Source organism: Flavobacterium defluvii (assembly GCF_900129555.1).
In the GTDB taxonomy this organism is placed as follows: Bacteria; Bacteroidota; Bacteroidia; order Flavobacteriales; family Flavobacteriaceae; genus Flavobacterium; species Flavobacterium defluvii.
Genome location: NZ_FQWC01000001.1, coordinates 713,079 through 739,285 on the forward strand (window position 1 = coordinate 713,079; position 26,207 = coordinate 739,285).

27 protein-coding genes and 1 tRNA gene are annotated in these 26,207 nt (G+C 32.7%); 7 read left to right on the forward strand and 21 right to left on the reverse strand.

The window, feature by feature from the left end:
- Both rimM and BUC29_RS03120 read left to right on the forward strand, forming a co-directional pair.
- On the forward strand, positions 1-525 hold the full coding sequence (gene rimM / locus BUC29_RS03115; protein WP_073413243.1) for a ribosome maturation factor RimM: 525 nt from the start codon (positions 1-3) through the stop codon (positions 523-525).
- Positions 526-606: 81 nt separating this feature from the next.
- The gene (locus tag BUC29_RS03120; RefSeq protein WP_073413245.1) at positions 607-1,314 is read left to right on the forward strand and encodes a tRNA1(Val) (adenine(37)-N6)-methyltransferase; all 708 of its coding nucleotides are present in this window, start codon (positions 607-609) and stop codon (positions 1,312-1,314) included.
- On the opposite strand, the gene BUC29_RS03125 is transcribed toward BUC29_RS03120, so the two are convergent.
- From BUC29_RS03125 to BUC29_RS21665, 5 genes are all read right to left on the reverse strand, one after another.
- A complete protein-coding gene (locus tag BUC29_RS03125) occupies positions 1,311-2,606 on the reverse strand; it encodes an HlyD family secretion protein (RefSeq protein WP_073413247.1) in 1,296 nt (431 codons plus the stop codon). The genes BUC29_RS03120 and BUC29_RS03125 overlap by 4 nt on opposite strands.
- Before the next feature lie 2 nt (positions 2,607-2,608).
- Positions 2,609-4,801, reverse strand: coding sequence for a peptidase domain-containing ABC transporter (locus tag BUC29_RS03130; protein WP_073413249.1), 2,193 nt, complete (start codon positions 4,799-4,801; stop codon positions 2,609-2,611).
- Positions 4,802-5,241: 440 nt separating this feature from the next.
- On the reverse strand, positions 5,242-5,400 hold the full coding sequence (locus tag BUC29_RS21445; protein ID WP_167369515.1) for a hypothetical protein: 159 nt from the start codon (positions 5,398-5,400) through the stop codon (positions 5,242-5,244).
- Positions 5,401-5,445: 45 nt separating this feature from the next.
- Entirely contained in the window at positions 5,446-6,294 is an 849-nt protein-coding gene (locus tag BUC29_RS21660) for a vitamin K epoxide reductase family protein (protein WP_244160752.1), read from the reverse strand.
- Positions 6,295-6,312: 18 nt separating this feature from the next.
- The gene (locus BUC29_RS21665; RefSeq protein WP_244160754.1) at positions 6,313-7,008 is read right to left on the reverse strand and encodes a cysteine peptidase family C39 domain-containing protein; all 696 of its coding nucleotides are present in this window, start codon (positions 7,006-7,008) and stop codon (positions 6,313-6,315) included.
- Between the two features lie 172 nt (positions 7,009-7,180).
- Between BUC29_RS21665 and BUC29_RS21670 the strand changes: the two genes are divergently transcribed.
- Positions 7,181-7,408, forward strand: coding sequence for a hypothetical protein (locus tag BUC29_RS21670; RefSeq protein ID WP_244160755.1), 228 nt, complete (start codon positions 7,181-7,183; stop codon positions 7,406-7,408).
- A gap of 32 nt (positions 7,409-7,440) precedes the next feature.
- On the opposite strand, the gene BUC29_RS03140 is transcribed toward BUC29_RS21670, so the two are convergent.
- The gene (locus BUC29_RS03140) at positions 7,441-9,195 is read right to left on the reverse strand and encodes an AraC family transcriptional regulator (RefSeq protein ID WP_073413251.1); all 1,755 of its coding nucleotides are present in this window, start codon (positions 9,193-9,195) and stop codon (positions 7,441-7,443) included.
- Positions 9,196-9,365: 170 nt separating this feature from the next.
- Here BUC29_RS03140 and BUC29_RS03145 point away from each other — a divergent pair, with 170 nt between their 5' ends.
- From BUC29_RS03145 to BUC29_RS03155, 3 genes are all read left to right on the forward strand, one after another.
- Complete coding sequence (locus BUC29_RS03145) at positions 9,366-10,547, forward strand: acyl-CoA dehydrogenase family protein (RefSeq protein ID WP_073413253.1); 1,182 nt, start codon at positions 9,366-9,368, stop codon at positions 10,545-10,547.
- A gap of 86 nt (positions 10,548-10,633) precedes the next feature.
- Positions 10,634-11,416 carry a DUF3050 domain-containing protein gene (locus BUC29_RS03150; protein ID WP_073413255.1) on the forward strand — a complete coding sequence of 261 codons (783 nt, stop codon included), beginning with the start codon at positions 10,634-10,636 and terminating at the stop codon, positions 11,414-11,416.
- 58 nt (positions 11,417-11,474) lie between these two features.
- Positions 11,475-12,239 (forward strand): SGNH/GDSL hydrolase family protein, encoded by a 765-nt coding sequence (locus BUC29_RS03155; protein ID WP_073413257.1) that lies wholly within the window; start codon positions 11,475-11,477, stop codon positions 12,237-12,239.
- 64 nt (positions 12,240-12,303) lie between these two features.
- Here the strand turns inward: BUC29_RS03155 and BUC29_RS03160 are convergent, their stop codons facing one another.
- From BUC29_RS03160 to BUC29_RS03205, 10 genes are all read right to left on the reverse strand, one after another.
- Positions 12,304-12,840, reverse strand: a complete 537-nt coding sequence (locus tag BUC29_RS03160) for a DUF6438 domain-containing protein (protein WP_073413259.1) — start codon at positions 12,838-12,840, stop codon at positions 12,304-12,306.
- A 25-nt stretch (positions 12,841-12,865) separates the two neighbouring features.
- Positions 12,866-13,885: a hypothetical protein gene (locus tag BUC29_RS03165; RefSeq protein WP_073413261.1), complete on the reverse strand. Its 1,020-nt coding sequence runs from the start codon at positions 13,883-13,885 to the stop codon at positions 12,866-12,868.
- Entirely contained in the window at positions 13,863-15,491 is a 1,629-nt protein-coding gene (locus tag BUC29_RS03170; protein WP_084538575.1) for an NAD(P)/FAD-dependent oxidoreductase, read from the reverse strand. The genes BUC29_RS03165 and BUC29_RS03170 overlap by 23 nt, the downstream gene beginning before the upstream one ends.
- A complete protein-coding gene (locus BUC29_RS03175; protein ID WP_073413263.1) occupies positions 15,466-16,986 on the reverse strand; it encodes a polyamine aminopropyltransferase in 1,521 nt (506 codons plus the stop codon). Before BUC29_RS03175 ends, BUC29_RS03170 begins: the two co-directional genes overlap by 26 nt.
- Positions 16,979-17,194, reverse strand: a complete 216-nt coding sequence (locus BUC29_RS03180) for a DUF350 domain-containing protein (RefSeq protein WP_073413265.1) — start codon at positions 17,192-17,194, stop codon at positions 16,979-16,981. Before BUC29_RS03180 ends, BUC29_RS03175 begins: the two co-directional genes overlap by 8 nt.
- A gap of 13 nt (positions 17,195-17,207) precedes the next feature.
- Complete coding sequence (locus BUC29_RS03185; protein ID WP_073413267.1) at positions 17,208-17,387, reverse strand: hypothetical protein; 180 nt, start codon at positions 17,385-17,387, stop codon at positions 17,208-17,210.
- On the reverse strand, positions 17,380-18,612 hold the full coding sequence (locus tag BUC29_RS03190; protein WP_073413269.1) for a DUF4178 domain-containing protein: 1,233 nt from the start codon (positions 18,610-18,612) through the stop codon (positions 17,380-17,382). The genes BUC29_RS03185 and BUC29_RS03190 overlap by 8 nt, the downstream gene beginning before the upstream one ends.
- A 3-nt stretch (positions 18,613-18,615) precedes the next feature.
- Positions 18,616-18,978, reverse strand: a complete 363-nt coding sequence (locus BUC29_RS03195) for an S-adenosylmethionine decarboxylase family protein (protein ID WP_073413271.1) — start codon at positions 18,976-18,978, stop codon at positions 18,616-18,618.
- 138 nt (positions 18,979-19,116) lie between these two features.
- Positions 19,117-19,203, reverse strand: a tRNA-Ser gene (locus BUC29_RS03200).
- 58 nt (positions 19,204-19,261) lie between these two features.
- Positions 19,262-20,131 (reverse strand): LysR substrate-binding domain-containing protein, encoded by an 870-nt coding sequence (locus BUC29_RS03205; RefSeq protein WP_073413273.1) that lies wholly within the window; start codon positions 20,129-20,131, stop codon positions 19,262-19,264.
- 90 nt (positions 20,132-20,221) lie between these two features.
- Here BUC29_RS03205 and BUC29_RS03210 point away from each other — a divergent pair, with 90 nt between their 5' ends.
- A complete protein-coding gene (locus BUC29_RS03210; protein ID WP_073413275.1) occupies positions 20,222-21,466 on the forward strand; it encodes an MFS transporter in 1,245 nt (414 codons plus the stop codon).
- A gap of 117 nt (positions 21,467-21,583) precedes the next feature.
- Here BUC29_RS03210 and BUC29_RS03215 read toward each other — a convergent pair whose 3' ends face one another.
- The 5 genes from BUC29_RS03215 to BUC29_RS03235 all read right to left on the reverse strand — a co-directional run bounded on the left by BUC29_RS03215 (position 21,584) and on the right by BUC29_RS03235 (position 26,185).
- Positions 21,584-22,612, reverse strand: a complete 1,029-nt coding sequence (locus tag BUC29_RS03215; RefSeq protein ID WP_073413277.1) for an asparaginase — start codon at positions 22,610-22,612, stop codon at positions 21,584-21,586.
- Positions 22,602-23,738 (reverse strand): 1-acyl-sn-glycerol-3-phosphate acyltransferase, encoded by a 1,137-nt coding sequence (locus BUC29_RS03220; protein WP_073413279.1) that lies wholly within the window; start codon positions 23,736-23,738, stop codon positions 22,602-22,604. The genes BUC29_RS03215 and BUC29_RS03220 overlap by 11 nt, the downstream gene beginning before the upstream one ends.
- A gap of 60 nt (positions 23,739-23,798) precedes the next feature.
- Positions 23,799-24,578: a TatD family hydrolase gene (locus BUC29_RS03225; protein WP_073413281.1), complete on the reverse strand. Its 780-nt coding sequence runs from the start codon at positions 24,576-24,578 to the stop codon at positions 23,799-23,801.
- A gap of 297 nt (positions 24,579-24,875) precedes the next feature.
- On the reverse strand, positions 24,876-25,598 hold the full coding sequence (locus tag BUC29_RS03230; RefSeq protein ID WP_073413283.1) for a hypothetical protein: 723 nt from the start codon (positions 25,596-25,598) through the stop codon (positions 24,876-24,878).
- A gap of 2 nt (positions 25,599-25,600) precedes the next feature.
- Positions 25,601-26,185 carry an RNA polymerase sigma factor gene (locus BUC29_RS03235; RefSeq protein ID WP_073413285.1) on the reverse strand — a complete coding sequence of 195 codons (585 nt, stop codon included), beginning with the start codon at positions 26,183-26,185 and terminating at the stop codon, positions 25,601-25,603.
- Positions 26,186-26,207: the final 22 nt, after the last annotated feature.

Sequence of the window (26,207 nt, forward strand, 5' to 3'; positions counted from 1 at the left end):
ATGCGTAAAGAAGAATGTTTTTATTTAGGTAAAATCGCTAAAAAATTTAGTTTCAAAGGTGAAGTCTTAATCTATTTAGATACGGATGAACCTGAGTTATACGAAAATCTGGAATCAGTGTTTGTTGAACACAACAAACACTTGGTTCCTTTTTTTATTGAATCAAGTTCTTTACACAAAGGCGACTTTCTTAGAGTTCGTTTTGAAGATGTTAATACCGAAGAAGATGCTGACGCTCTTGTTGGAAACGGAATTTATCTTCCACTATCAATGTTGCCAAAACTTTCTGGTAACAAATTTTATTTTCATGAAGTAATTGGTTTCGAAATTGAAGATCAGCGTTTAGGCGTTTTCGGAAAAATTGCTGCCATTAATGATACTACTGCACAACCTCTTTTTGAAGTTTTAAATGGTGAAGTCGAAATATTAGTTCCGATGATTGATCATTTTTTGGTAAAAGTAGATCGTGAAAATAAAAAAATCATCATGAATCTTCCGGAAGGATTGATTGAGATGTATTTGTAAAAACTGATTGGTTTAATCGGTTAATTGCACCGAAAACTAAAGTTTCAGTTAAAAATCTTTTTCTTAAAAAATTAAATCAAAATGTTTCAGTTCAAGCAATTTTCTGTAAAACAAGATAAAACCGCTATGAAAGTTGGTACTGATGGCGTTTTATTAGGTTCTTGGGCTCCAATTCATCATAATCCATTTAGTATTTTAGATATTGGCGCAGGAACAGGAATTATTGCTTTAATGCTTGCGCAGAGAACTCACGCTGAACAAATTGATGCTCTTGAAATTGACGAAGATGCTTATGAACAAGCAGTAGAAAATTTTGAAAGTTCTCCGTGGGGTGATAGATTATTTTGTTTTCATGCTGGTTTAGATGAATTTATAGAAGAACCAGAAGAAGAATACGATTTGATTGTTTCAAATCCGCCTTTTTATTCCGAAGATTATAAAACTGATAACGAACAGCGTGATTTAGCAAGATTTCAAGATGCAATGCCCTTTGATGAAATTGTAGAAGCTGCTGATTTACTGCTTTCAGACAACGGAATTTTAGCTGTAATTATTCCTTTTAGGGAAGAAGAAAAATTTACTGCTTTGGCGAAAGATTTCGAATTATACCCAATAAAAATTACACGTGTAAAAGGCACTTCAAAATCGGAAATTAAACGAAGTCTATTAGCTTTTAGCCGAAATGAAGTTTCTGAAATTGAAATTAATGAATTAATAATTGAAATCGACAGACACGTTTATACCCCGGAATATATTGAGCTTACAAAAGATTTCTATTTAAAATTCTAAACCTGCTCAAATATACTTTTAAATTGATATAAGATTCTTTCAATTAACCTTAAATCTTCGGTCACGATTTCTGCACTTCCTTTCATTTCCTGCTGAAATACAATTTGTTTTTTATAAGATGTTTCAAGTCCGTTTGGGAGAGCAACATCAATCAGCAGATTTCCGTCTTTATCCGGAACCAGAGAAATATTCTGAATTTTTCCTTTTAAAACACCAAACTCTCTGTCGGGAAAATTTGCCAGGCGAATATTAACCCGCTGCCCTACTTTTATTTTACCTGAATTCAACGCCGGAGCTTTTACTTTTCCTATGTAACCATTTTTAGCATCGGGAATAATCGAGAAAACATTATCGCCGGAATTAATCGTTTGGTTTTCTGTCCAAACCTGCAGGAAACTAACTTTTCCGCTTATAGAAGATTTTAAGGCATAAGCCAATTCCCAGTCTTTAATTACTTTTTTAAGCTGATAGAAAGACTGCGCCATATTTCTGCCTAAGTTAACTTCTTCCTTAGTGCTGTTTGCCTTAGAACTCTGACTTGATTTTGTATTATCAATCAATGATGATTTCAGCTGCGAAATAGACGATAACAAACCTCTGTAGCTTTTCTGTGCTTGTAAAAAACTAAGCTTTTTAACTTCCATTTCCTGAGCCGAAATAATTCCTTTATTGAATAAAACTTCAAAACGGGCTACTTCATTTTTCTGTAACTGCAGTTCGCTTTCATTAATTACTTTTTGCTGCTGCAAAATTTCCAGCCTTTCTTTTATCTGAATTTTTTCAGAAACCTGAGCTCTGTTTTCAATGGCAAAAGGCTGCAGATCATGATTTAATTCCTGTGCCTGATAATCTTTTTGAAAAACAGCAAAAGCGCTTTCAATTTCTCCCAGTTGTGCATTTTTAAGTTTTGAGAAAGGAAATTCTGTTTTTGGATCATTAATATTATAGCTGTCAGTTATACTTTTCAGCAAAAAAACATCATTATAATTGGCCGTGTTTTCTATAATGGCAAGTATGCTGTTTTTATTAACTATCGCCTTGTTTTTAACCAATATAGCTTCAATACGACCCGAGGATTTAGCAACAATTTTCTCTGGCGGAATATTGGTTGTAATGACAATTTCGGTATTGACAACATCTGGATATTTTATGAACCAGGAAACAAAAAAGAGCATCAGGATGATAACAAAAATCAAAACGGTTCCCCAGCGGATCATCCAATGCGGTACTTTGGTCAGAATGTCCTGAACCTCCTCGCTTCTTAATTCGAATGTAGTATTGTCTTCTGCCATGATTAATTTCCTAACTGTAATTGATTTTTAACCAATTCAAAATAATTCCCTTTCTGTGCCACTAAAGCCGAATGTGATCCTATTTCAATAATTTTTCCTTTTTCTAAAACCACAATCTGATCAGCATTCATGACCGTGCTTAAACGGTGAGCAATTACAATTACGGTTTTATTTTTAAAGAAAATATCCAGTTTCTGCATAATTTCTTTTTCATTATTAGCATCCAGAGCTGATGTAGCTTCGTCAAAAAAGAGTATTTCAGGGTTTTTATAAACCGCTCTTGCAATTAACAACCGCTGTTTCTGCCCTGTACTCATTCCTGTTCCCTCGGCGCCAATTTTTGTATTGTAACCAAGAGGAAGTTCGCTTATATATTCTTTTATATTGGCCACATCTGCTGCATAAACCAGTCTTTCTTTATCAATTTTATCGATTCCAAAAGCAATATTATTGGCAATAGTATCACTAAAAATAAAGCCTTCCTGCATTACAGCTCCAATATTAGAACGCCATGCTTTTTGCGAAATATTTTTCAGGTTTGAATTTCCAATATTGATTTCTCCTTTTTCAGGTTCATAAAATTTCAAAAGCAGTTTCATGAGTGTTGTTTTTCCGCTTCCGCTCACGCCTACTATAGCTGTTACTTTATTGGCCGGAATTATCAAATCAAGATCTTTTAATACTGGAATATCTGATCCTAAATATCGATAAGAAACATTTTTAATTTCAATATCTGAATTGTAAGGAACATCATTTGACTGGTGTTCTTCCTGTTGGGTTTCATCTTCTTTTTCGTGTATTTCAGACAGTCTTGCCAATGATATTTTCGCATCCTGAAGTTCTCTTACAAATTCTATAAGCTGGGTTATTGGCCCGTTTAAGCTCCCTACAATCGAACTGATTGCCAGCATCATACCAAGGGTTATCGAACCATCTATTACTAATTTTGCAGAGAGAAATATGATGAAAATATTTTTTAATTCATTTATGACAGATGAACCTATAGTCTGGCTTTGTTCTAAAATTAGACCTTTTATCGAAACCCTGAACAATCTTGCCTGAACATATTCCCAACCCCAGCGTTTCTGTTTTTCGGCGTTATGGAGTTTGATTTCCTGCATACCGTTTATGAGTTCCATCACTTTACTCTGTTCCTGAGAAACCTCAGCAAAACGTTTGTAATCCAGAACTTCTCTTCTTTTTAAAAACAAGGTAATCCACCCAAAATAAAGAGCACTTCCTGCAAAAAATACTAAAAATATTTTCAGATTAAAATAAGCCAGAACTGCTCCCATAACAAACATATTAATGACAGAAAACAACACATTTAAAGATGAGGTTGTAAGGATTTTTTCGATTCTGCGATGATCATTAATACGCTGCATGATATCACCGGTCATTCTCACATCAAAAAATGAAATTGGAAGATTCATCAATTTGATGAAGAAATCTGAGATTAGCGATATGTTGATTCTTGTCGAAAGATGCAATAATATCCAGCTTCTTATAAGTTCCAGACCGGTTCTTCCGGCAAAAAGAAATAATTGCGCAAAAAGTATTAAATAAATAAAATGAATATTTTGATTTTGTATCCCTACATCAACAATACTCTGGGTTAAAAACGGAAAAATAAGCTGGAGTAAACTGCTGGCCAAAAGCCCAATACTCAACTGAATCAAAAAAGATTTATACCGCAGTACATATTGAAACAAAAGCTTAAACCCTAAACCTTTATTATCTTCTTTATCAAAATCTGACTGGAAGAATTTTGGTGTTGGTTCCATTAAAAGCGCGATACCTTCCTGAGTAGAATCATTGGCATTATTGCCAATCCAGAATTTTAAAAAATCCGCTTTATTGTATTCAATTAATCCAAAAGCAGGGTCTGAAATGTAATATCTGCCTTTTTTTATTTTATAAAGTACAACATAATGATTATTGTTCCAATGTAGAATACAAGGCAGCGGCGCTTCGTCTAACCTTTCGGAACTTAATTTTACTCCCAAAGTTCTGAAACCAATTTTCTCAGCGGCATCACTCAAAAAAAGCAAATTGCTTCCTTCACGAGTCGTCTCGCTGCTGTCCCGCAATTCCTGAATGTTGATTGTTTTGCCGTAATGTTTTGCTATTATTTTTAAACATGTAGGTCCGCAATCTTTATAATCTGCCTGTTTGTAATTGGTGAATTTTTTCAATTCTGCTATTTGGGTTTATTCATAGCAATATTATACAAAAAATCTTAAAAAATATAAACCATTTTTTAATTTAAATAGGTCAAAATTTATTTTTCAATATTTTTTATAGTAAACAAAAAAAGAGTAGAAATAAATCTACTCTTTTAAGTATCTAAAAAAGGTATTTTTAGTAACATACTTCTCTAGGAGATGGCACTTGATCAGCCCTAACCAAATAAAACCGACCCAAGTGACCAATTATCCTGAGAATCCCGACACCAATCATCAATGTTGGGATAATTTGCTCAATGTTCCACGATCGAGCGCCTACAAATTAAAAAAAACATGACTAAATTTTAAAAAGGCTTTATTGTATATTACTTTAAATAATTTTAAAAATTTAGGATTGCAAAGACATTCTAATTCTTTGCTTTTCTACCTTAGCAATAACTGTGCAGCTTTTAATTCAAATCTGAAAAATAGTCTGTACAATCTTCTACTATAATCGAATTGGCATCGCATTTTGATGCTAATTCTATGCTTATAATTCCAATTATTGTTTTTTGTTCGCTTACACTTATCTCTTGTGTTCCTTCTAAGTTTAATATATTTTTTAACATGATTTCTAATTTTTAATTGTTCATTAATATTTATCAAATGTTAAACTAGGCTATTCTTTCTAATACCGGTGTTTCCTTTTCTTCAACAAAATCGTTTAAGAAATATTTTAGTTCACTTAATTCATACTCATTAGGAAACAATTTTTCATTTACAATTTTTACTGGTGTATAATTGAAATTGTTTTTTGAACACCACTCGTATTGCTTGTTTATTTCCTGGTTAATCATCATACTTACATTATCAACATGCCATTTTTTCAACCATTTTTTCAGACTCATTTTTTTTATATGCCAATCTGAAATCGCTTCAACTGTTTTTCCCGGAGTTGATCTGTTTATGGTTAAAAGTCTTTCTACAACAGCTTTATATGGATTATCTAAATTCTCCGGATTAATGTTAAACAGAACACTTAAAAATATCTTATCCGGGAACTTTAAAACTAAATCAAAAGCTTCCTGAAATGTTTTATGACAATGAGCGCAACTTGGGCTTATTATTATAGAAAGTTTTACTACGGCACTTCTATTTCCAAAATTTAACCCTCTTAAGTCCTCAAATCCATTTTGATGAGAAACTTTTTTAGATAAAAAGTTTAACAACGAATAATTTCTTTTGAATTTTTTAAGTTCTTTTAATGAATTTTCATTATTAAGAACATCTTTTGCTATTGATTTTACGACAAATCCAATTGGTATCAGAAGTAATAAAGAAAATAGAAATGGGAAAATGGTACTGAAACTGAAACTTAGCGTAAATAAATCTGACAAAAACCAAATTGCACTTTGTGTAAAAATCAAAAATGAAACCATTAAACACATCACACACCATTTTTGAAGTTCGAATTTTTGAATCCATATTGAAGAAACAATAACCGGAATCGCCAGCAAACTCAAAAACCCAACAAAAATCGACTAGTTAAATGGCTGAACCAATATTGAAATAAAGCTTGCTCCAAAAAACAAAAGAGGTAAGTCTGAAAAACTAATCCATCTGTTTTCATAATTTTCAGTAAAACTTAAAACAGAATTACAAGAAGAATTTGTAGTTAGATTACAAAAATTTGTAATTAGTCCGTTTTTAAAACCTAGTTTTTCCTGAACAATTAAAATACTAACAATTAATCCCAATGCTGTTGTCAGCAAAAATGTAGCACTAAATAAACTATATGAGTTGTAAAAAAATGATAGTCCTGCTACTAATATAAAAGGCACAAGATATTTTAGCCAATTCAATTCAACTTTTAAATTTTCTCTTGCTACAACATTGTTTGGTTCAATTGCTACAATTACGCCGCTCCAGTCTAAAAGAAATTTTTCATAAGATATTTTTTGTATTCCTTTTTTAGTTGTATTTATGCTAACGTGATTTTTAGCTTTTTCTACCAAGATTAATTCATCTTTAAAATAAGCTAAAAAATTAGAAGGCAGATCAACTATTTGTTCTTTGGGAACTCTTATTGCAGCATTCTCTATCGACAACAAATCAAATGAATCTGTTATCGCAAACAAACTAGGATAATTTGGATGAGAAAGAAATAAATCTTTAAACTCATTTTTTACCTCCGAGTATCTGTTAATTTGAAGAAATTTTTGAATAAGTTTTAACATCTTCCTGACCTGTTTTAAATCGAATTACAGTACAAATATTGGTGTTTTTATTCAAAATATTATGCGATAAACACACATTTTATATATTATACTACATACAATTTATAAATTATATCAACTATAATTTATTCATAAAATACTGATTATCAATTAATTAAAAAGAAAAATAAAAATGAAAAATGCTCAAAACCCAAATCTCGACCAAGAGCTAAGCATTTTCTGTAGTTTTGATAAATCAGTAACCGTAACATGTAAAAAGATGGCAAATATGAAATTAAAATTCGAAGATTTTGTTGAAGAAAAATTATCTAAAAATCAGCAAAAAATGGTAAGAGGAGGAGATGATCCAGTACCACCACCAGTTGATCCTGGAAAAAAGGATACTAATGGTAATGGATAAGAGATCCTTATAAGTATAAAGTTTTTATAAACTTAAATATTATTCGCAAACTGAGCTGGAGATACTCCAGTTCTTTTGCGAAATGATTTAGCAAAAGATACTGCATTTTTAAAACCTACACTTTCAGCAATTGCTTGTGTTGAGTATTTACGATACATATGATTTGTAATCATCTCGTTGATAACGTAATTAATTTTTAACTCATTTGAGTACTCCCCAAACGATTTACCAAATCGCTTATTAACTACGTAGGACAAATAAGTTGTATTTGTTTTTATCTTTTTTGCCACATACGGCAGGGTAAAATCAGCATTTAGATATTCTAGTTTTTCTTCAAGAGCTAGTAATTTTTCTACTATTTTATTCTCTTTGGCCTCATCGATACTAAGCGTAATATTTTCTTTTTTGAGATGAATTTCTTCATTTTCAAAAATTTCTTCTCTATCTCCTAACTCAACTTCAGTATTATTTTTCTTCTCAATGTTAGCCTTAAATTCCTCAATTAAGGCATTCATTTTTTTATGTGCCTTATTCTTATCCCTAATATTTTTAATTAATAGAAAGACGATTCCAACCACCAATAGAACATAAAAAACCTTTAATGCTTTATTCAAAAATACATCGTATTGATACTTTTCCTGAATAACAACCATCTCTTCTGTCAAATCATTTACCCCTAGTTTATAATTTACTTCTAAGGCTTCATGATTTAATTTTGTTTGGAACTGCTCATAATTATCCAAATAAATTTTAGAGTGCTTATAAGCAAGTTCAGGCTCTTTTTTTATATTATAAATTTTTGCCTGATAATAATTTGACTTTAAAAAATCTATATTATTTGATTTCGTTATTTCTGCAAGAGAATCGCATTTTTTAAAAAACACCAAAGCCTTATCGTACTTTTTGGTTGTAAAGTAAATGTCTCCCAGATTATAATTTGCAATACATAACAAATCGGGCTGATTGTTCTGCTGAGAATAAAATACTATATCATAATAGGTTTTTTCAGCAGCCTTATAATCGCCTTTCCAGTTATATATATTTCCCAGACTTAATTTTGCCGTAATTCTGTTATCAGCAAAATTCTGCGAATAGTTAATTGCTCTTTTATAATAATATTCAGCAGAATCTAGTAAGTACTTTTTGTCTAAGTTTTTAATGAAATAATTTTCATAAGAACTTCCTAAGCTTACATTAATATTACTTTTTCTATTTAAGAAATCTTCTTTTGTAAAAATACCTTCATTTTTGTCCACAAAATCATTCAACTGCCTTAAGTTTTTAATTGACAATTGATAATTTCCGACAGCTTCATTAATTAAAGCTATATTTCCTCTAAATTTTACAATTTGAATAATATCATTAATCTCTACAGAAAGCTTCATTCCCTGCTGATATTTATCCAGCGCAGCACTAAAATTACCTCTTTTCCATTCTGCCAGTCCGCCATAATTGTATATATATGACTTTAACTGGATTTTATCACGAGATTCCGGCACTTTCTCTAAGTACTTAAGTGCCAATATATATTTTTCTTTTGAAAGCTTTGTATTTCCTTTTATCTGAAGCAGTTGAGTCATTGCTCCATTCGCAAAAGCCAAATGTTTATAATTGTTTGATTTTGCCATTTGATTAGCATATACAAGGGCACTATCGACATTAGCGTTATAATTTAGTCGAATTTTTTCCTGCAATATCAAATATTCTTCTTCGCTCAATGCCCCTTTTTGCTGGGCAAATGTCATGTTTAGGGCAAAAAAGAGTACAAAAGAAATGATCAGCCTCATTCAATTTATGTTTTTTGGAATCTCAAAATTAGTCTATAAATTATCAATAAACTAGAATTTATTCACCTATTTTGTGATTATTTTATAATCAACTTCTAAAAATATAACATTTTAACTTTGTTTTGTTATATTTTTATTGCGTAAATTTGTTTTGCAAAAAACTATCAAAAATGAAACCAGACTTATTTCAAGCTCCAGATTATTATAATCTTGATGATTTATTAACAGATGAACATAAATTAGTTCGAGAATCGGCTCGTGCATGGGTTAAAAGAGAAGTTTCTCCTATTATTGAAGAATACGCTCAAAAAGCAGAATTTCCTAAGCAAATTATAAAAGGGCTTGGAGAAATTGGAGGATTCGGGCCTTATATTCCTGTGGAGTATGGAGGTGCAGGATTAGACCAGATTTCTTATGGACTAATTATGCAGGAAATCGAAAGAGGCGATTCTGGTGTAAGATCAACTTCGTCTGTGCAGTCTTCTTTAGTAATGTATCCTATTTGGAAATACGGAAACGAAGAACAACGCATGAAATACTTACCAAAATTAGCAACAGGTGAATATATGGGATGTTTTGGTTTAACCGAACCAGACCATGGTTCAGACCCGGGAAGTATGATTACCAATTTTAAAGATATGGGCGATTATTATCTTTTAAATGGTGCTAAAATGTGGATTTCAAATGCTCCTTTTGCAGATATTGCGGTTGTTTGGGCAAAAAATGAAGAAGGAAGGATTCACGGTTTAATTGTTGAAAGAGGTATGGAAGGTTTTACAACTCCTGAAACTCACAATAAATGGTCACTTCGAGCTTCTGCAACCGGAGAATTAATTTTTGATAACGTAAAAGTTCCAAAAGAAAACCTTTTACCAAATAAATCTGGTTTAGGTGCTCCGCTTGGCTGTTTAGACTCGGCAAGATATGGAATCGCATGGGGAGCAATTGGTGCTGCAATGGACTGTTATGATACTGCTTTACGATATGCTAAAGAAAGAATACAGTTTGGCAAACCAATTGGAGGAACACAATTACAACAGAAAAAATTGGCCGAAATGATTACCGAAATTACAAAGGCTCAATTATTAACCTGGCGTTTAGGTGTTTTGAGAAACGAAGGAAAAGCAACAACTGCACAAATATCGATGGCAAAACGTAATAATGTTAACATGGCAATCGAAATTGCACGTGAGGCAAGACAAATGCTGGGCGGAATGGGAATTACCGGAGAATATTCGATCATGCGCCACATGATGAACCTTGAAAGTGTCATCACTTATGAAGGAACTCATGACATTCATTTATTGATTACAGGAATGGATGTAACTGGAATTCCAGCATTTAAATCATAAACAACTATTAAATTATATACAAAAACAATCTAAAAAAGCTTCTTCTAACCGAGAAGCTTTTTATCTTTGCACCAAAATCTACATAAATGAATATTGAAACTATAAACAATAGCATTCAACCTCAAAAAGAACAGCTTTTAAACCATTCTTTATACAACAAAATCCAAACGATTGATGACTTACATAGTTTTGTAGAAAATCATGTTTTTGCCGTTTGGGATTTTATGTCGCTTTTAAAAGCTTTACAAGCCAAACTTACTTGTACAACAACACCTTGGTTTGCTACTAAAAATCCGCAGACAAGATATTTAATCAATGAAATTGTTCTTGCAGAAGAAACTGATTTAAGCATTGACGGAAGAAGACAAAGCCACTACGAAATGTACCTTGAGGCAATGGAAGACTGTGGTGCGGATATAACAGAGATTAATAAATTTTTAGCTTCGGTAAATTCGCTTCATAACATTTTTGTTGCTATAAAACAAAGTTCGCTTCATCCTGAAATAAAAGCATTCTTAGATTTTACTTTTAGAGTTATTGAAGAAGGAAAACCTCATCAAATTGCAGCAGCATTTACTTTTGGAAGAGAAGACTTGATCCCGAGTATGTTTACCGAAATCCTGAAAAACTTTCAAAAAAACCTTCCGGATACAGATTTAAGCAAATTGTTATATTATTTCGAAAGACATATTGAACTTGATGCAGATGAACACGGACCAATGGCGATGCAGATGATTACCGATTTATGTGAAGATGATGCTCAAAAATGGAAAGAAGTTGAAGAAGTTTCCATCTTAGCTTTAGAAAAACGCATCGGACTTTGGAATGCCATAGAAGAAGAAATTCTACTTAAAACAGAAATGGTATAAAAACCAAATCTATATATTTAACGTAACTATTTGTTTAAACCAGCATAAATTAAAAATTATGAAGCCTCAGTTAAAACAAATAGTTACCGTTATTCTTTCAGCATTTTTATTAAGTTGCAGTACAGAAGAATCTACTTCCGAAACTCCCGGAACACCAACTCCTGTAACTCCGCCAACAACACAAATTCCCACAACTCCTATTTCTAAAACTATAAATTATTTGGCTTTAGGAGACAGTTATACTATTGGTCAAAGTGTTTGCGAAACCTGCCGATATCCTGAACAGCTCAAAACCAGTTTAAAAGCGATTTATCCGGAAACTAGTTTTTCATTAAGAGTAATTGCCACAACCGGCTGGACAACCAATAATTTACTTACTGCAATAAAAGAACAAAATCCAGAATCTAATTATGATTTGGTAACGCTTTTAATTGGCGTAAATAATCAATATCAGGGAAGAGATTTTTCCATGTACGAAAAAGAATTTCCCGAATTGGTTACCAAAGCAATTGTATTGGCAAAAGGCGATAAAAAAAATGTAGTTGTACTTTCGATTCCAGATTATGCTTATACTTCTTTCGGAATGATGTTTGGAACAAACGGAAGAATGAAAATCACCGAAGAAATAAACAAATACAACACATTTGCCGAAAACTACTGTATGATGAATGGTGTAACTTTTGTTTCCATTACAGACATTACCAGAAACGGATTAGTCAACACAAGTCTTGTTGCTTCTGATGGTTTACACCCTTCAGAATCTGCTTATGCGATGTTTGTAGAGCGCATTTTGCCAAAGGTAAAAATGGCTTTGCAGGATTAGTTTTTTATTTTAAAAAACAGAAAAATCAATTTTAAAAGTACGTAGCACTTGTGTCGGGACTAGATTAGAGATTTTCGTTTTCTATTAACCTTTTTAACAGGATTGGTGGAGGCGATGGAGGTAAAATTGATTTCAAATTTCCAAAATCTACAATCTTTACAGTTGGAAGAAATTTAAATTTCCTCTTTATTTCTCCAAGAGAATCAATAAATTTTTCTAGCTCTTGTGGCGCTACATGACCATAAAGAAAAATCTGCTTTCTTTTCCCTTCTTTTAAGATATTGATTAAATAGCTAGTTCCATCAACTAAATTTTCTTGTTCGTAGACATCATTAAATTTTTCAAAATTTATGCTCTGATATAATTCACTTATTTTCTTTCTTTCAGAAACTTCGAGAATTGCATACGAAGTTTTTACTGGCTCTGGATAAATTCTCTTAAAATATACCGTATCACTTTTGGTAAATTTCATTGAAATAGCATGATGTAAGCCAGAAGAAGAAAATACAAATTCATCAAACGGAAATGGTTTTACATCTTCCTTTTTAGAACAGGAAAGAAATAAAAAAATAATACCAAAAATTACAAACTGTTTTTTCATCTAATCAAATCTATTAAAACCAATTTTACTTTTTAGACTTCCAAATAAAACCATCCAATAAATAATGTGTAAACTGTGGCACTGTTAACAAAGGAACTAACAAAATCTGCCAACTAGAAAAATCAAAATCAGTAACGCTAATATTCTCATTCCAAACAAAAAATTCCCAAAGGAATTCTTCCGAAAAGGCAATTACAAGCAGAATTCCAATATAAATAAAAATTCCTTTGTACTGTTTTAAGAAAGATAAATTTCCCAATTCTGATCGTGATTTTCCGTCTATTTCTTTAAAATAAACCAAAGCCATATACGGAATTCCGTGCGATACGACATTCAATAAAGTAAAAATCAAATCATCATTAAAATAGACAATTCCAAAATACCAAGACAAAGCAGTTCCCAGAATAATACTGTTTTTTGGAATATTAAAAAACTGATTCTGAATTGATTTTACAGCCGTATAAACCATGTACAAAATCAAAATTGCAATATAAATCCAAAACAAAATCTCTAAAACAATTTGATTTTCAAACCTAAAAAATTCATTTTCTACAAACCAGTTGAACTTTCGCTTAGACGAAAAAAACCAATACAGCATCGGATATCCAGTTGAAGCATAAATTGTTAAATTATCAATGCAAACCGAGATTTTAGTCTTTGTTTCTTTTCTAGCATACAATCTCATAAAACCATATTGCTGTCTTATAAAATGAAAAACAGCCACATAAGCCAAAAACGACCAAAAAACCAAACTTCCGAAAGAGAAAAACACAATTCCTGTTACAAAACAAATTAGCGGTAAAAGAATTAATCGTCTTTTCTGTTTTTGAAATTCATCAGCAACAAAATAAGTTTTGAATAATGTCGCATAAACATGCGCCACGTCTATAAAAACAATCAGGAAAAGCCAAGTGTAAAAAGAATAATTCTCCTCAATTTGGGCAATATAATCCTGAAAAATGAAAATGATAGCCAAGACAAAAAATGACGGCCCAATAATAAATGCCCAATCGGTTTTGGCTTTATGAATCCACGGTTGTTCCATCTACAATTTCATTTACAACATTAATTCCCTGATGAAAAGCTTCTTCAAAAATCGAAATTCCTGATAAATCGCTGTGCGCGAAATAAATCTTTTTTTCAATATTCTGTTTTGCCTGCTTTTTTGCTTCACCAAAAATAAATCCTGGCGCAGGCGAAATCATTCCGTGACCTAAAAGAAAAACTTCAATGTCTTCTGTATATTCTTCAATATCTGGATGTGCGATTTTTAAATCATTCAATACAAATTGTTTCCAGTATTCTTTATCTTTTTTATAAAGCTCTTTTCTTGTTTTCTTTAAATCGGCAGAAGAAAAACTGTAATAATATGTAATGACTTTTTTATCCTGAACCTGATTCACGGTCTGATGCTGATCGTACACATAACCCAAACCTTTTGCATCGTAAATCACATTATCCCACGAAAGTGGAAAACTAAAATTATCAAATAAATCATTGACTGTAAACGTTGCCAAAAGCCAAGGCGTATAATGAAAATCTTTGGTAAATACTTTTCGATTTTTAATCAAATATTGATTTACAAATTGTGGAGAAGCCATTATCAATTTGTCTGCAATAATTTCGACAGAAGTTTTATTGACATCATCAAAAGCTTTTGCGATTACTTTATTCCCTTCTGTTTTGACTTCGTAAACCAAATGATTTTTCAGCGTTTTATCTTTGGAATATTTTTTCAAATGATTGGCTAATTGAGAATTTCCTTCTGCCCAAGTTAAAACGCTATCATGTTTTTCGGGTGTGCAATCTTGCTTTCTTCCTGCAAAATAATGAATTCCAGCCCAAGCCGAAACGTATTCGATTCCTAAACCAAAATCGTCTTTACAGCAATAATCGATATAATTGTACAAAGGTTCTGAAGTAAAATGATTTTCTTGAAACCATTTTTTCATGGTGATTTTATCTAAAGCTCTCGTTTTTTCATCTGACGAAGAAAGATAAAGCGGAATATCAAACAAATATTTCTGATCTTGTCCTTTTCCGGTTCTGAAAACATCCATTTGCTTGAAAAATTTTTCAAACTCCAAATCATCAGCAACCGAATTTCCTTCTTTTGGAACGACGCCTTCCTGCCAATTATTTTTGTAAAACAAACGTTCGTCTGGCGCAAAAGTCAATTGCAATTCGTCAAAAATCGGAAAGCCTTTTGTATCGTAACCCAAAATGATTTTTTCTTCTTCTAGAAAACGAAGCAATTCTTTGTCTTGAAAATTTGGCAAAGGCAAATAATGCGCGCCTAAAGGATATTTAGAATATTTATTTTCTCCGTTAGAAGAATTTCCGCCCAAATGATTTTCTAATTCTACCATTAAAAAATCTGAAATTCCTTTTTTATGAAACTGACGCGCCGCGCTTAAACCAGAAATTCCTCCGCCGACAATCAAATACGGAATTTCGATTTTTTTTGTTGGTTTAGGAAAATCTTTTATCCATAAACGATGTCCGAGCAAATGTTTGGTTCCTGATAAACGAATCATGATAACCGCAATTTTATCCGAACAAAACTGCAGAAACGGAACCGCAATTAAAGCCGCACCAACTATTTTTAAGAAACTTCTTCTAGATTTATTGCAGTTTTCCCCACTCTTCATCAAAATAGCGTACTAAAATTTGGTTATCTAAACGATTGATTTCAATTTGGTTTGAAATCATATCATTCGTAAAATAATTGAAACGGTCAAATTGATAATTGTAAAATTTCAATCCCTTGGTTTTTCGGTTTACGGTATTAAAAGTAGTTCCGAAACCATTTATCGCAATCGTGTAACCCCATTCTCCAAACGACGGAACATAAGCGTGATAGGCATCAACTTGAGGAAAAACCTGCATTACCGTTTTATTGATACACCAGAAAGATTTCGGCGCAAAATAAGGCGAAGTTGTTTGTATAACAACTGCTGCATCAGGTTTTAAAATGGTTTTTATGGTTTGATAAAAATTTAGCGAATACAATTTCCCTAAACTATAATTGGATGGATCCGGAAAATCGATTATGGCAACATCGAATTTTTCTTTGCAACTTTTTGCCCAGATATAAGCATCTGTATTGATTACGGTAACTTTAGTATTGTTCAATGAATTTTGATTGAAATTGGTTAAAACCGTGTTGGTCTTGAACAACTTCGTCATTCCTTCGTCTAAATCAACCAAAGTTACTTTTTCTATATCTTTATATTTTAAGATTTCGCGAACCGCTAAACCATCACCTCCACCTAGAACCAAAACGTTCTTGACGCTTTTTGCCATAGACATTACGGGATGCACCAAAGCCTCGTGATAACGATATTCGTCTGCAGAACTGAATTGTAGGTTGTTATTCAAATAAAGCCTGTAATCGCTCTTATTATGCGTTAAAACAATGCGCTGATACGGTGTTGAATTCGTATAAATGATGTTTTCTCCATATAATTTCCCTTCTGAATGAGCGAGGATATCATTCGAAAAAATAAAAACGACCAATAACAATACAAAAGAAAAAATCGCTTTTGCTCTTAATAAAGAAGGTTTTCTTAATTCTCTTTTTAATAAAAAGCATAAAGCAATCGCAATACTCACATTTATCATTCCGAAGAAAAGAGAAGTTCCCATAATTCCCAATTTCGGGACTAAAACCAAGGGAAATAATATAGAAGCTAAAAGCGCTCCGATGTAATCAAATGTAAAAACATTCGAAACCAGATCTTTAAACTCAACTCTATCTTTTAAAATATTCATTAAAAGCGGAATCTCCAATCCAACCAAAAATCCGGTTACAAAAACAAATAAGTATAAAATGAGTTGAAACGAACCTACACTTTCAAACAGCAGAAACAAAACTACCGAACTCAAACCTCCGATGAGTCCAACTAAGATTTCGATTTCTACAAAAGTGTTGAGCAGATTTTTATGAAAAAACTTTGAAAAAAATGAGCCTATACCCATTGAAAATAGGTATACGCCAATTATAAATGAAAATTGTTTTACCGAATCGCCTAATAAATAACTTGCCAAAGTTCCCGCAACCAACTCATAAATAAGTCCGCAGGTGGCAATTATAAATACGGCAAAGAGTAAAAGAAATTCAAACCTAAGAAACTTTTTACCCATGAATTGCGGCGCTTACTATCATCGAAATTCCGATGATAAATGCTGCTAAAACAATAGCGACAGCAACATTATTTTTTTCTACAACTTCTTTCCATGTATTTTCCGGCGTAAGTTTTTCGATAATAAAATAGCCTATTAATAAAATTACAATTCCTAAAAGAGAATAAATAATCGAATTTACTATTGGCTGAGCGTGAATTAATTCCATACAGATTGATTTTTTATTTGTGATAAAAACGGTTATAAGATGTTCGGCTTCCTGCCGTGCTATATTTTTCGGTTCTTTCGCAATCGCAGATTCGGTTTCCTGCAAGAGCAAAGTACATATAAACTCCAAAGCAAAAGAAACCTATTGCCAATGAGGCCCAGTTCTTACTAAAGAAATTAGAAATTTTATTCATAATCGTAAGTTGAATAGGAACTATCTGCCCATCTATTTTTTTCAAATTGATTTTTAAAGAATCGTATGATAAAGTAAATCACAACCATCCCGATAATAACGAGCCAAACGTTTCGGCTTGAAGGTTCATTCCAAATCACATTGACACGCATAGCATTGTTTTTAATGTCTTCAGGCGCTTTCATAGGCGTAATTATAAGATGGTATTTTCCTGGTTTTACGCCGCAGATATTAAATTTTTCAGAACTGCTTCCTTCTCTCCAATATTCTCCATCGGTGTATCCCGAATAATATTCAATGTCTTTATTGGCATAAATTTCATCATTGGTATCTTCGTTAATCAGTGCAATATTTAAGTTGGCCCAAGAATTATCAACATCTGTAGAAACCGAAATTGTCATGGGAGCCGAAGCGCCTTTAAGCTCAAAAGCGGGACTGGTAATTTCTTTATTATCGAATTTACTAAATTGTATGGTTTGAGAGAAAACCGTTTGTTTAAATTGATCTCTATAGATGTACCAGTTTGCCGTTATAATCAGCAAAGCAAAAAGACAGAAAATAATAGCCGTGTTTTTAAGATCAAAAAGAGAAGGCTGAATCATTCCTGTTCCAGACAGATACGGTAACTTTATTCCTGGAAATGCTTTTCTCATTTTTCTTTTATTGAGATATTCGCCGTGAAAAGCAGTCTGAACATTATTCATTTTTTCTACCGAAACAATATATGGCGGATTTATAAATTCAGCCAAATGTATTTTTTTGTTTGGAAGCTTAAAATCAAAAAAACCCTTTGCATCAATTATTTCAGCATCCGAATGTTCAAATAAATCATAATGCTGACCATCATAATCGAGTACTTCAACTCCTTTTTTTAGATCGTCAATCTTTTCCATTTCGGTAAGCGTCATCCAATGTCCGTTTGAAACAGATAGATATAGAAACTCTTTTGCTTCATTTTGCAAAATAAATTCTGTCCATCTATAATCAGGATGTACTTTTTTTCTCAAAATACCCGTCACTTTGTATTCGCTTCCTTTTAAGAAGCCTGTTTCGCCAATAACTAGTGGATACGTTTCTATTTCTGCTTTATATTTTGATTTTCTGCGAAATTTTCCATCGTCATCGACTTCATAAAGGCTTCGACATATAGGGCAAACAAAATTTACTACTTCAAAACCAACTTCTAATTCGGTTTCTACATTACAATCGTAACAAGGAATCTTCATATCTTATCGGTTAATCTCAAAATCTTTAATAATTTCTGCTTCAAAATAAGCCACATAATCTGTCATTACAGCTCGTACTTTTTGCGAATTATCCTGAAGATAATTACACAAATAAACATCTAAAGTAAGCTGATTGTATTCTGGCCAAGTATGTATACAAATATGAGATTCTTTGAGACAGTACGAAATCGTGAAACTATCATTTTCAAAATCATGCACGACTGCGCCAACCTTCTCAAGTTCATATTTTTCTAAAATGGAATTGGTAACCGTAACAAAACTTTTGCTGTCTGTAAGCTTCTCTGTTTTGTCGACATGTAAAGTAACCAGTTTATGCAATCCTGGCGAATAAGGAGGTAGATCCATCAATTATTTGTATTACACAGGAGTCAAATATATAATATTTTCTGTAACAAAATAATGTGGAAAACCGTATTTTGGATATACTTTTTTTGAACAAAAAAACCCAAACCTTCAAAATACAGCAGGTTTGGGTTTTCTTAGCAGAAAGGAAGGGATTCGAACCCTCGATACAGTTACCCATATACTAGCTTTCCAGGCTAGCTCCTTAAACCACTCGGACACCTTTCTTTATTGGTTTGCAAAGAACACAAAAAAATCTGAGTTACGAAAACAAAATTTAAGTTTACTAAATGCTTTTTCGAAATTCTTCCATAAATAATTTTACTGCTTTCTTTTGATATCCACCAATTGTAAGCATAAAAGATTCTCTTTTGGTTGCAACTCCAGTAATTTGTATCGCCTTAAGCTTATCCCAGCCTTTTAAAGCTTTTTCAGCCACGATTGTCGCCCAGTCACTGTTCTCTACCATTTGCAATAAAGCGTGTATAGAATGCAGTTCTATTGAGATTTTAGGTTTCATGTTGAATTTTTGAAATAACTCTTCGACAAATTCTCTCGAATTTGATCCTTTTCCGGGCAATACTAATGGAATTTCTTCTATTTTTTTGAAAGCTATTTTATCTAAAGCTGCTAAAGTGTGTGTTCCCGAAACTGCCAAAACCATGTGAGAAGTAAACAAAGGAACTTTCTGAATGGGTAGTTCAATTTCATGAGACGAAATAACCAAAACCACATCTAATTGGTTGTCAAGTAGTTTCTGTTCTAATGTTTCAGTAGTTCCATATTCAACAACAATTTTCAAATTTTGATATTTTTTAGCAAATGCATTTACGACAGGAAGAATAAGTAAACCAAAAATATAGGTAACACCAATTCGAAGTTCACCGCCAATCATTTCGTTTAAATCTTCTATTGCCTGTTTTCCGTTTTCGACATTTTCAACCACTTTTTTGGCGTGAATTAAAAAAACCGATCCTGCTTCTGTAAGCTGGACTTTTTTCCCAATTCGCTTAAATAAAGGCAGACCAAGTTCTTCTTCCAGTTTTTTTATTTGTTGCGAAAGCCCGGATTGCGTTACAAAACAGAGTTCTGCAGCTTTTGTAAAATGAAGAACCTCAGCCGTTTTAATAAAATATTCAAGTTGATAAATTTCCATATTGATAAGTTTTAATACTCATAATAAGTAAAATTATTAATTTTTCTAATGAAATCATAATTCCGATCTTTGTATCAAATATTTAAGATCATGTTTAAAGCCTTAAAATCTAAAAATTTCAAATTATTCTTTTACGGACAATCTGTTTCTGTTATTGGTACCTGGATGCAGAAAACCGCTGTAAGCTGGATGGTTTACAGTATAACGGGATCTGTATTTTTATTAGGTCTGGCAACTTTTTTAAGTATGATTCCTTCTTTATTTCTGGCTCCTTTGGCCGGAAGCATTATTGGTCGATACGACAGACACAAAACAATGCTCGTTTTACAATCAGCTGCAATGATACAGGCGGGAGCATTGGCTGTTTTAATTTATTTCAAGATTTATAATATCAATTTTATTCTGGCATTGAGTCTTATTCAGGGAATTATAAATGCTTTTGATATGACCTGTAGACAAACCATGATGATTGATATTGTCGATGATAAAAAGGATTTACCAAATGCGGTTGCACTTAACTCAACTTTAAACAATTTTGCCAGAATCGCCGGTCCTGCTCTTGCCGGAATTATTCTGCATACTTATGGTGAAGATTTCTGTTTTATGGGAAACTTTTTCAGCTACATCCCTGTCTTGATTTCTTTATTAATGATGAAAATTACGCCTCATGTTAAAACAGAGAATAAACTTAATATGCTGGATGATCTTATAGAAGGTCTTGATTATGTAAAAAAAGAAACCGAAATGGCAAGAATGCTCTTAATGTTAACCTGCAGCAGTATATTCGTTATTTCATTTAATACTTTAATGCCGGTTTTTGCCAAAGATATCTTTAGCGGAAACGCAGAAACTTTCAGCTGGTTTGAAAGTGCCGCCGGAATTGGTTCTGTTTTGTCTGCAGTTTATTTAGCCAATTTAAAATCGGCTGAAAATATGGGAAAATTAATGATTGCTGCCAGTCTTTTATTAGGTTTCAGCATCATAATTTTGGCTGTTTCCAGCAGCATTACAATTGCCCTAATCTGCATGACTCTGAGCGGCATTGGAATGATGGGACAAACTTCATCCATAAACATTTATATTCAAACGCATAGCATTGTTAGTATGCGTTCAAGAAGCATCAGCTATTATATGATGGCGTATCAGGGAATGATTCCTGTGGGAAGTTTGATTATCGGCTATGTTTCTCATTCGCTTGGCGTAAGAACGACAGTGGCTATTCAGGGAATTATTTGTATTCTTTCTGTTCTTGTATATGTCTATTATAAAAAACATAAAACGACAGAAGAAGACTTGGAAACTTGCCCAGTTCCGTATCGAAATTCTAAAAATTAAATTCTAAATTCCAAAATGACAACTAAACGTGTTCAACTTTGTCAAAGTTTAAAACTTTGACAAAGTTCTTTACGGCAAAGCATTGGAATTTGGGATTTAAAATATTAGAACTTAAATTTAAGAAATCTCCCCACGAAGAGCAGTTTCAAAAATATCTTTAAATTCGTTTTGCGGAATATTATGACCTAGCAAATACATCAATTTTGTAATTGCAGCTTCTGTAGTAATATCTTTTCCTGAGATAACTCCAAGCGATTTTAAAGCCGTACTGGTTTCGTATTGTCCCATATTAACACTACCGCCTGAACATTGTGTTACGTTTACGATATGCATTCCGGAATTAATTGCTTTTTCGATTAAGTTTAAAAACCAATCTTCGGTTGGAGCGTTTCCTGAACCGTACGTTTCTAAAACAATTCCTCGCAAATCCGGAGTTGACAGGATTGAAGCCAAAACCACTTCGCTCATTCCCGGGAACATTTTTATAATCACAACGTGATTGTCTAAGTTTTTGTGAACGATCAGTTTAGCATCTTTATTTATTGGAAGAAATAAATGAGAATTTAATTTTAAATGTACGCCAGATTCTACCAATTCAGGATAATTTGGCGCTGTAAAAGCTCTAAAATGTTCTGCATTTACTTTTGAAGTTCGGTTTCCTCGATATAATTTGTATTCAAAATAAAGAGAAACTTCATTAATTACAGGCTTTCCATTCTCCTGTAATGAAGCTATTTGAATCGCTGTAATTAGGTTTTCTTTTGCATCTGTACGCAAGTCCCCAATTGGTAACTGCGATCCTGTAAAAACAACAGGTTTTGCTAAGTTTTCGAGCATAAAACTCAATGCCGAAGCCGAATATGACATGGTGTCTGATCCGTGAAGAACCACAAAACCGTCATAAGAAGTGTAATTTTCTTCGATAATAGTGGCAATTTTGGTCCACATTTTCGGATTCATGTTTGATGAATCTATAGGGTTTTCAAAAGAAACCGATTCGATTTCACAATCCAATTGTTTAATTTCGGGAATCTTTTGTATTAATTTACTAAAGTTGAAAGCTTTAAGTGCTCCAGTTTCAAAGTCTTTGCTCATACCGATTGTTCCTCCAGTATAAATCAAAAGTATTTTTGCTTTAGATGACATCTTGATATTTTAATTTATTGACAACCGGATTAGCGTACATTGCCAAAAATCCTTGTCTGGTAACAGGATTATCACTACCAATACGCATTTCTAAACGACGCTCAAAAAGCGATTTTTCACTCTCTTTGTACTTATCAGCAAATTTGTTTGTTTCGTTTAAAATATCGTAAGCAATAAAGTTAGTCGGCCATAATTGATAGTTTTTAATGATAATATCATCAATCGTTTGTGCCAAAGCCTGAACCTGCTTGTTTGCATTGTCATTTTCAGCAACAATCTGATCGATTTCTGTATCTAAAACATCGCCAACAGAAATATGAATTCTTTTCTTAGTTCCCATGATACCGCTGATGATATTCATGAAATCTTCGTTTTTATCTTTTACATAAACTTCATTGTTGGCTTCGGCCATCAACTGCGGCATTTTCAATACATCAGTTGGATCGTATTCGTATGAAATAGAAACAGGAACTATTTTTAATTTCTTGAAATAATTCATTAAATCTTCTTCATCAGAGGCCATTCCAATCATTTTTAAAACTCCCGGATTTGTCTCGTCGTTTCCGTCTTTTGTTCTTCCTTCTTTCTGAGCAATCCAAACCGAACGATTTTCGCGCAATAACAATTGTCCCATATATTCAGACAGCAGTTTAGAACTTTGCAGCATTTCACGAGGCGATAATCCTCTTAAAACCAAAAAGTTTCGGTTTAATTTTGCTAAAGTAGCCAAGAAAGCTTTTTTAACTAAATTATCTCCAATTGCTGATGCTGTCATCACCAATCCATGTTCGAACAAGCAAACATTCAGCAAAGTAGTATCTAAAAGGATGTCTCTGTGATTCGAGATAAATAAATAAGAAGTATTTGGTTCTAGTTTTTCAAAACCTGAAGTTGTAAGGCCTTCAGAACTTTTTTCGAGAACTTTTTGAATGGTATTATAAATAAAATTGCATTGAAAATCACGAATAGAATGTGTTTTCTTAAGCTGCTCTTTCCAAACCTCATCTTTAACTTCCGGAAAAGTAAAGTTCATCATGGTTTTCATCATCGGATGATTTACAACATCATGAAGTGCTTCATTTATTTCAGAATCATAAAACGGTCGAATGGCATCAAATTTCTGCATTATTTATATTTTAAGTGGGCAAAAGAACAAAAAAAAAATTAAAGTTTTGTAAGGCATGGGTTAAATCCCAAAAACGTCTTTTGAATTTTGAGTTGTTACTGCTGCTATTTCTTCATGAGATACATTATAAATATCGGCAAGTTTCGAAATTACATTTATTAAATAACTACTCTCGTTTCTTTTCCCTCTGTATGGAATTGGGGCCAAATAAGGCGAATCTGTTTCCAATACTATATGTTTTAAATCGATTTGGTTTAAAAACTGATCGATTTTTCCGTTCTTGAATGTTACCACGCCGCCAATTCCTAATTTCATATTGTAAGAAATCGCTTGTTGGGCTTGTAATAAAGTTCCGGAAAAACAATGAAAAATCCCAAATAAATCTTCAGATTTTTCTTCTTCCAAAATTTCAAAGATTTCATCAAAAGCTTCACGGCAATGAATTACAATGGGCAATTTGTATTGTTTTGCCAATTGAATTTGTCTTTTAAAAGCAATTTGCTGTTCTTTTAAATGCGTTTTATCCCAATACAAATCGATTCCGATTTCGCCTACAGCGTAGAATTTTCTTTTTGATAATTCGGTTTCAACATGTGCTAATTCTTCCTCGTAATTATCTTTCACGTAAGTGGGATGTAAACCCATCATCAGGAAAATATTATCAGGATAGTTTTTCTCTAAATCGTACATCGATTGTGTGGCCGCGGCGTCGATTGCTGGAATAAAAAAACGTGTAATTCCGGCATCAATGGCACGTTGAATCATTTCGTCACGATCCTGATCAAACTCTTCAGAATATAAGTGCGTGTGTGTATCGGTAATTATGGGTGTTGAATTCAATGGTATAATATTAAAGTTGTCAAAATTACGATAATATTAAAAGAATAACAATTGCAGGTTTATTGGCACACGGATTTTACGGCTTCACTTCGTGAAAACGCGGATGAAAACGGATTTTTTTTTCATTTTTGTCATCCTGAGCGAAGTCGAAGGACACGCAAGTAGCTCGACAAAGATTGAGGATTTTGATTGCGTATCCTTCGACTTCGCTCAGGATGACATATGTAAAGCAAAAACCTTTGTCAAAGTTTGAAACTTTGACAAAGGTCTCTAATAAAATATTTAATAACGGAATCTCTAATCCAGCTGATGTAAAAGCTCTTCAACCTGATCGTAACCTTCGTAATCTTCAGAGATACTTTCCAGGATTTTTTTGCAGCCTTCGTAATCTTTTTGTTTTAATTTGGATAAAGCTAAATACCAAACAGCTTTTTCTTTGTAGGCAGAACTTCCTGCTTTCAGTTCATTAAAAACGGCTTCGGCTTTTATATAATGGCTTTCTTCTAAAAGAGAAACTCCATAAAAAAACTGAATTTCTGCTGATTTATTCTTTTGCAAAACGGTTTCAAAAAGTGGAATTGCTTTATTATATGTTTTATGATTATAGGCTTTTTCGGCTTCTTTTAAGGTTTCATCTGCGGTAGATCTTTCCGTAAAGGAAGCTTGTTCCGGATTATTATAATCTCCGTAAACCGGATTTTGGTTATAATTAAAAAAGAACAATCCAAACAATACAGCAACCGATGCAGCAACCGCCAAATACCAAGGTTTTAAACCAATTACCTTTGGGGTTTTATCAAAATGCTGCTCTGATATCTGAGTCAGATTTTCTTTAAACGCTTGTCTTTCCTGTTCAATTCCAAATTTGTTTGCCAATTGAAACTGCACATTTTTGAAAGTCTCAAATTGTGAAGAAAATTCAGGATCTTCTAACAATTGTCTTTCAAAATCATTTTTGCCCTCAATCGTTAATTCACCCTGAAGATATTCATCAAATAATATGTAGCGTTCTTCGTTCATGACTAATTGTTTTTTAAAGAATTAAAGTTTTTTGCTTCCTGAATCCACTGTGTTAACTGGCCAACACAAAGCGACTTTTTTTTACGCACATAACCGTATGTTACGTTTAGTTTTTCGGCCACTTCTTCCATCGATTTAATTTCAAAACTCAACTTTAGTAATTCTTTGCATTTGTCTCCTAATTTTTGGAACATGGTTTCAAAAAGCTGTTGTTTTTCATCAAATTCTTCGGTTTGTCCAATAAGCTCACCAGCAGATTCATTGATAGATAAAACATCTTCAATAATTGTTACCCCTTTGTTGGATGTTTTTTTCAGTTCGTTCAGCCATTTTCTTTTACACAAAAGAAAAAAGTACGCATCAAACGGACACGTTAACTGCAGCGAATTGGCTTTGGCCTGATTAAAAAGCAAAATCAAAACTTCCTGAACAACATCCTGAGCCTGATCTCTATCGCCAGAATTGTTCATGATAAACAAAACGACTTTAGGAACGAACTTTTTATAAATAGATTGAATGACTGCCGAATTGTTTGCGGCAAGCCCATCAATATACATTTGGTCAGGATGCACTTTAGTTTTACTCATAAAAAAACTTTTAATCAGATAA

Bases quoted from the DNA above. Each gene is read 5' to 3' on its own strand.
- BUC29_RS03220 (WP_073413279.1), bottom strand. From the start codon at position 23,738: ATGCAGAAATTTGATGCCATTCGACCGTTTTATGATTCTGAAATAAAT.
- BUC29_RS03230 (WP_073413283.1), bottom strand. From the start codon at position 25,598: ATGAACGAAGAACGCTACATATTATTTGATGAATATCTTCAGGGTGAA.
- BUC29_RS03170 (WP_084538575.1), bottom strand. From the start codon at position 15,491: ATGAAGAGTGGGGAAAACTGCAATAAATCTAGAAGAAGTTTCTTAAAA.
- BUC29_RS21665 (WP_244160754.1), bottom strand. From the start codon at position 7,008: ATGTTAAAACTTATTCAAAAATTTCTTCAAATTAACAGATACTCGGAG.
- BUC29_RS03210 (WP_073413275.1), top strand. From the start codon at position 20,222: ATGTTTAAAGCCTTAAAATCTAAAAATTTCAAATTATTCTTTTACGGA.
- BUC29_RS03195 (WP_073413271.1), bottom strand. From the start codon at position 18,978: ATGGATCTACCTCCTTATTCGCCAGGATTGCATAAACTGGTTACTTTA.
- BUC29_RS03155 (WP_073413257.1), top strand. From the start codon at position 11,475: ATGAAGCCTCAGTTAAAACAAATAGTTACCGTTATTCTTTCAGCATTT.
- rimM (WP_073413243.1), top strand. From the start codon at position 1: ATGCGTAAAGAAGAATGTTTTTATTTAGGTAAAATCGCTAAAAAATTT.
- BUC29_RS03205 (WP_073413273.1), bottom strand. From the start codon at position 20,131: ATGGAAATTTATCAACTTGAATATTTTATTAAAACGGCTGAGGTTCTT.
- BUC29_RS03165 (WP_073413261.1), bottom strand. From the start codon at position 13,885: ATGGAACAACCGTGGATTCATAAAGCCAAAACCGATTGGGCATTTATT.
- BUC29_RS03120 (WP_073413245.1), top strand. From the start codon at position 607: ATGTTTCAGTTCAAGCAATTTTCTGTAAAACAAGATAAAACCGCTATG.
- BUC29_RS03215 (WP_073413277.1), bottom strand. From the start codon at position 22,612: ATGTCATCTAAAGCAAAAATACTTTTGATTTATACTGGAGGAACAATC.
- BUC29_RS03160 (WP_073413259.1), bottom strand. From the start codon at position 12,840: ATGAAAAAACAGTTTGTAATTTTTGGTATTATTTTTTTATTTCTTTCC.
- BUC29_RS03235 (WP_073413285.1), bottom strand. From the start codon at position 26,185: ATGAGTAAAACTAAAGTGCATCCTGACCAAATGTATATTGATGGGCTT.
- BUC29_RS21445 (WP_167369515.1), bottom strand. From the start codon at position 5,400: ATGTTAAAAAATATATTAAACTTAGAAGGAACACAAGAGATAAGTGTA.
- BUC29_RS03180 (WP_073413265.1), bottom strand. From the start codon at position 17,194: ATGGAATTAATTCACGCTCAGCCAATAGTAAATTCGATTATTTATTCT.
- BUC29_RS03145 (WP_073413253.1), top strand. From the start codon at position 9,366: ATGAAACCAGACTTATTTCAAGCTCCAGATTATTATAATCTTGATGAT.
- BUC29_RS03150 (WP_073413255.1), top strand. From the start codon at position 10,634: ATGAATATTGAAACTATAAACAATAGCATTCAACCTCAAAAAGAACAG.
- BUC29_RS03190 (WP_073413269.1), bottom strand. From the start codon at position 18,612: ATGAAGATTCCTTGTTACGATTGTAATGTAGAAACCGAATTAGAAGTT.
- BUC29_RS21670 (WP_244160755.1), top strand. From the start codon at position 7,181: ATGAAAAATGCTCAAAACCCAAATCTCGACCAAGAGCTAAGCATTTTC.
- BUC29_RS03175 (WP_073413263.1), bottom strand. From the start codon at position 16,986: ATGGGTAAAAAGTTTCTTAGGTTTGAATTTCTTTTACTCTTTGCCGTA.
- BUC29_RS03185 (WP_073413267.1), bottom strand. From the start codon at position 17,387: ATGAATAAAATTTCTAATTTCTTTAGTAAGAACTGGGCCTCATTGGCA.
- BUC29_RS03125 (WP_073413247.1), bottom strand. From the start codon at position 2,606: ATGGCAGAAGACAATACTACATTCGAATTAAGAAGCGAGGAGGTTCAG.
- BUC29_RS03140 (WP_073413251.1), bottom strand. From the start codon at position 9,195: ATGAGGCTGATCATTTCTTTTGTACTCTTTTTTGCCCTAAACATGACA.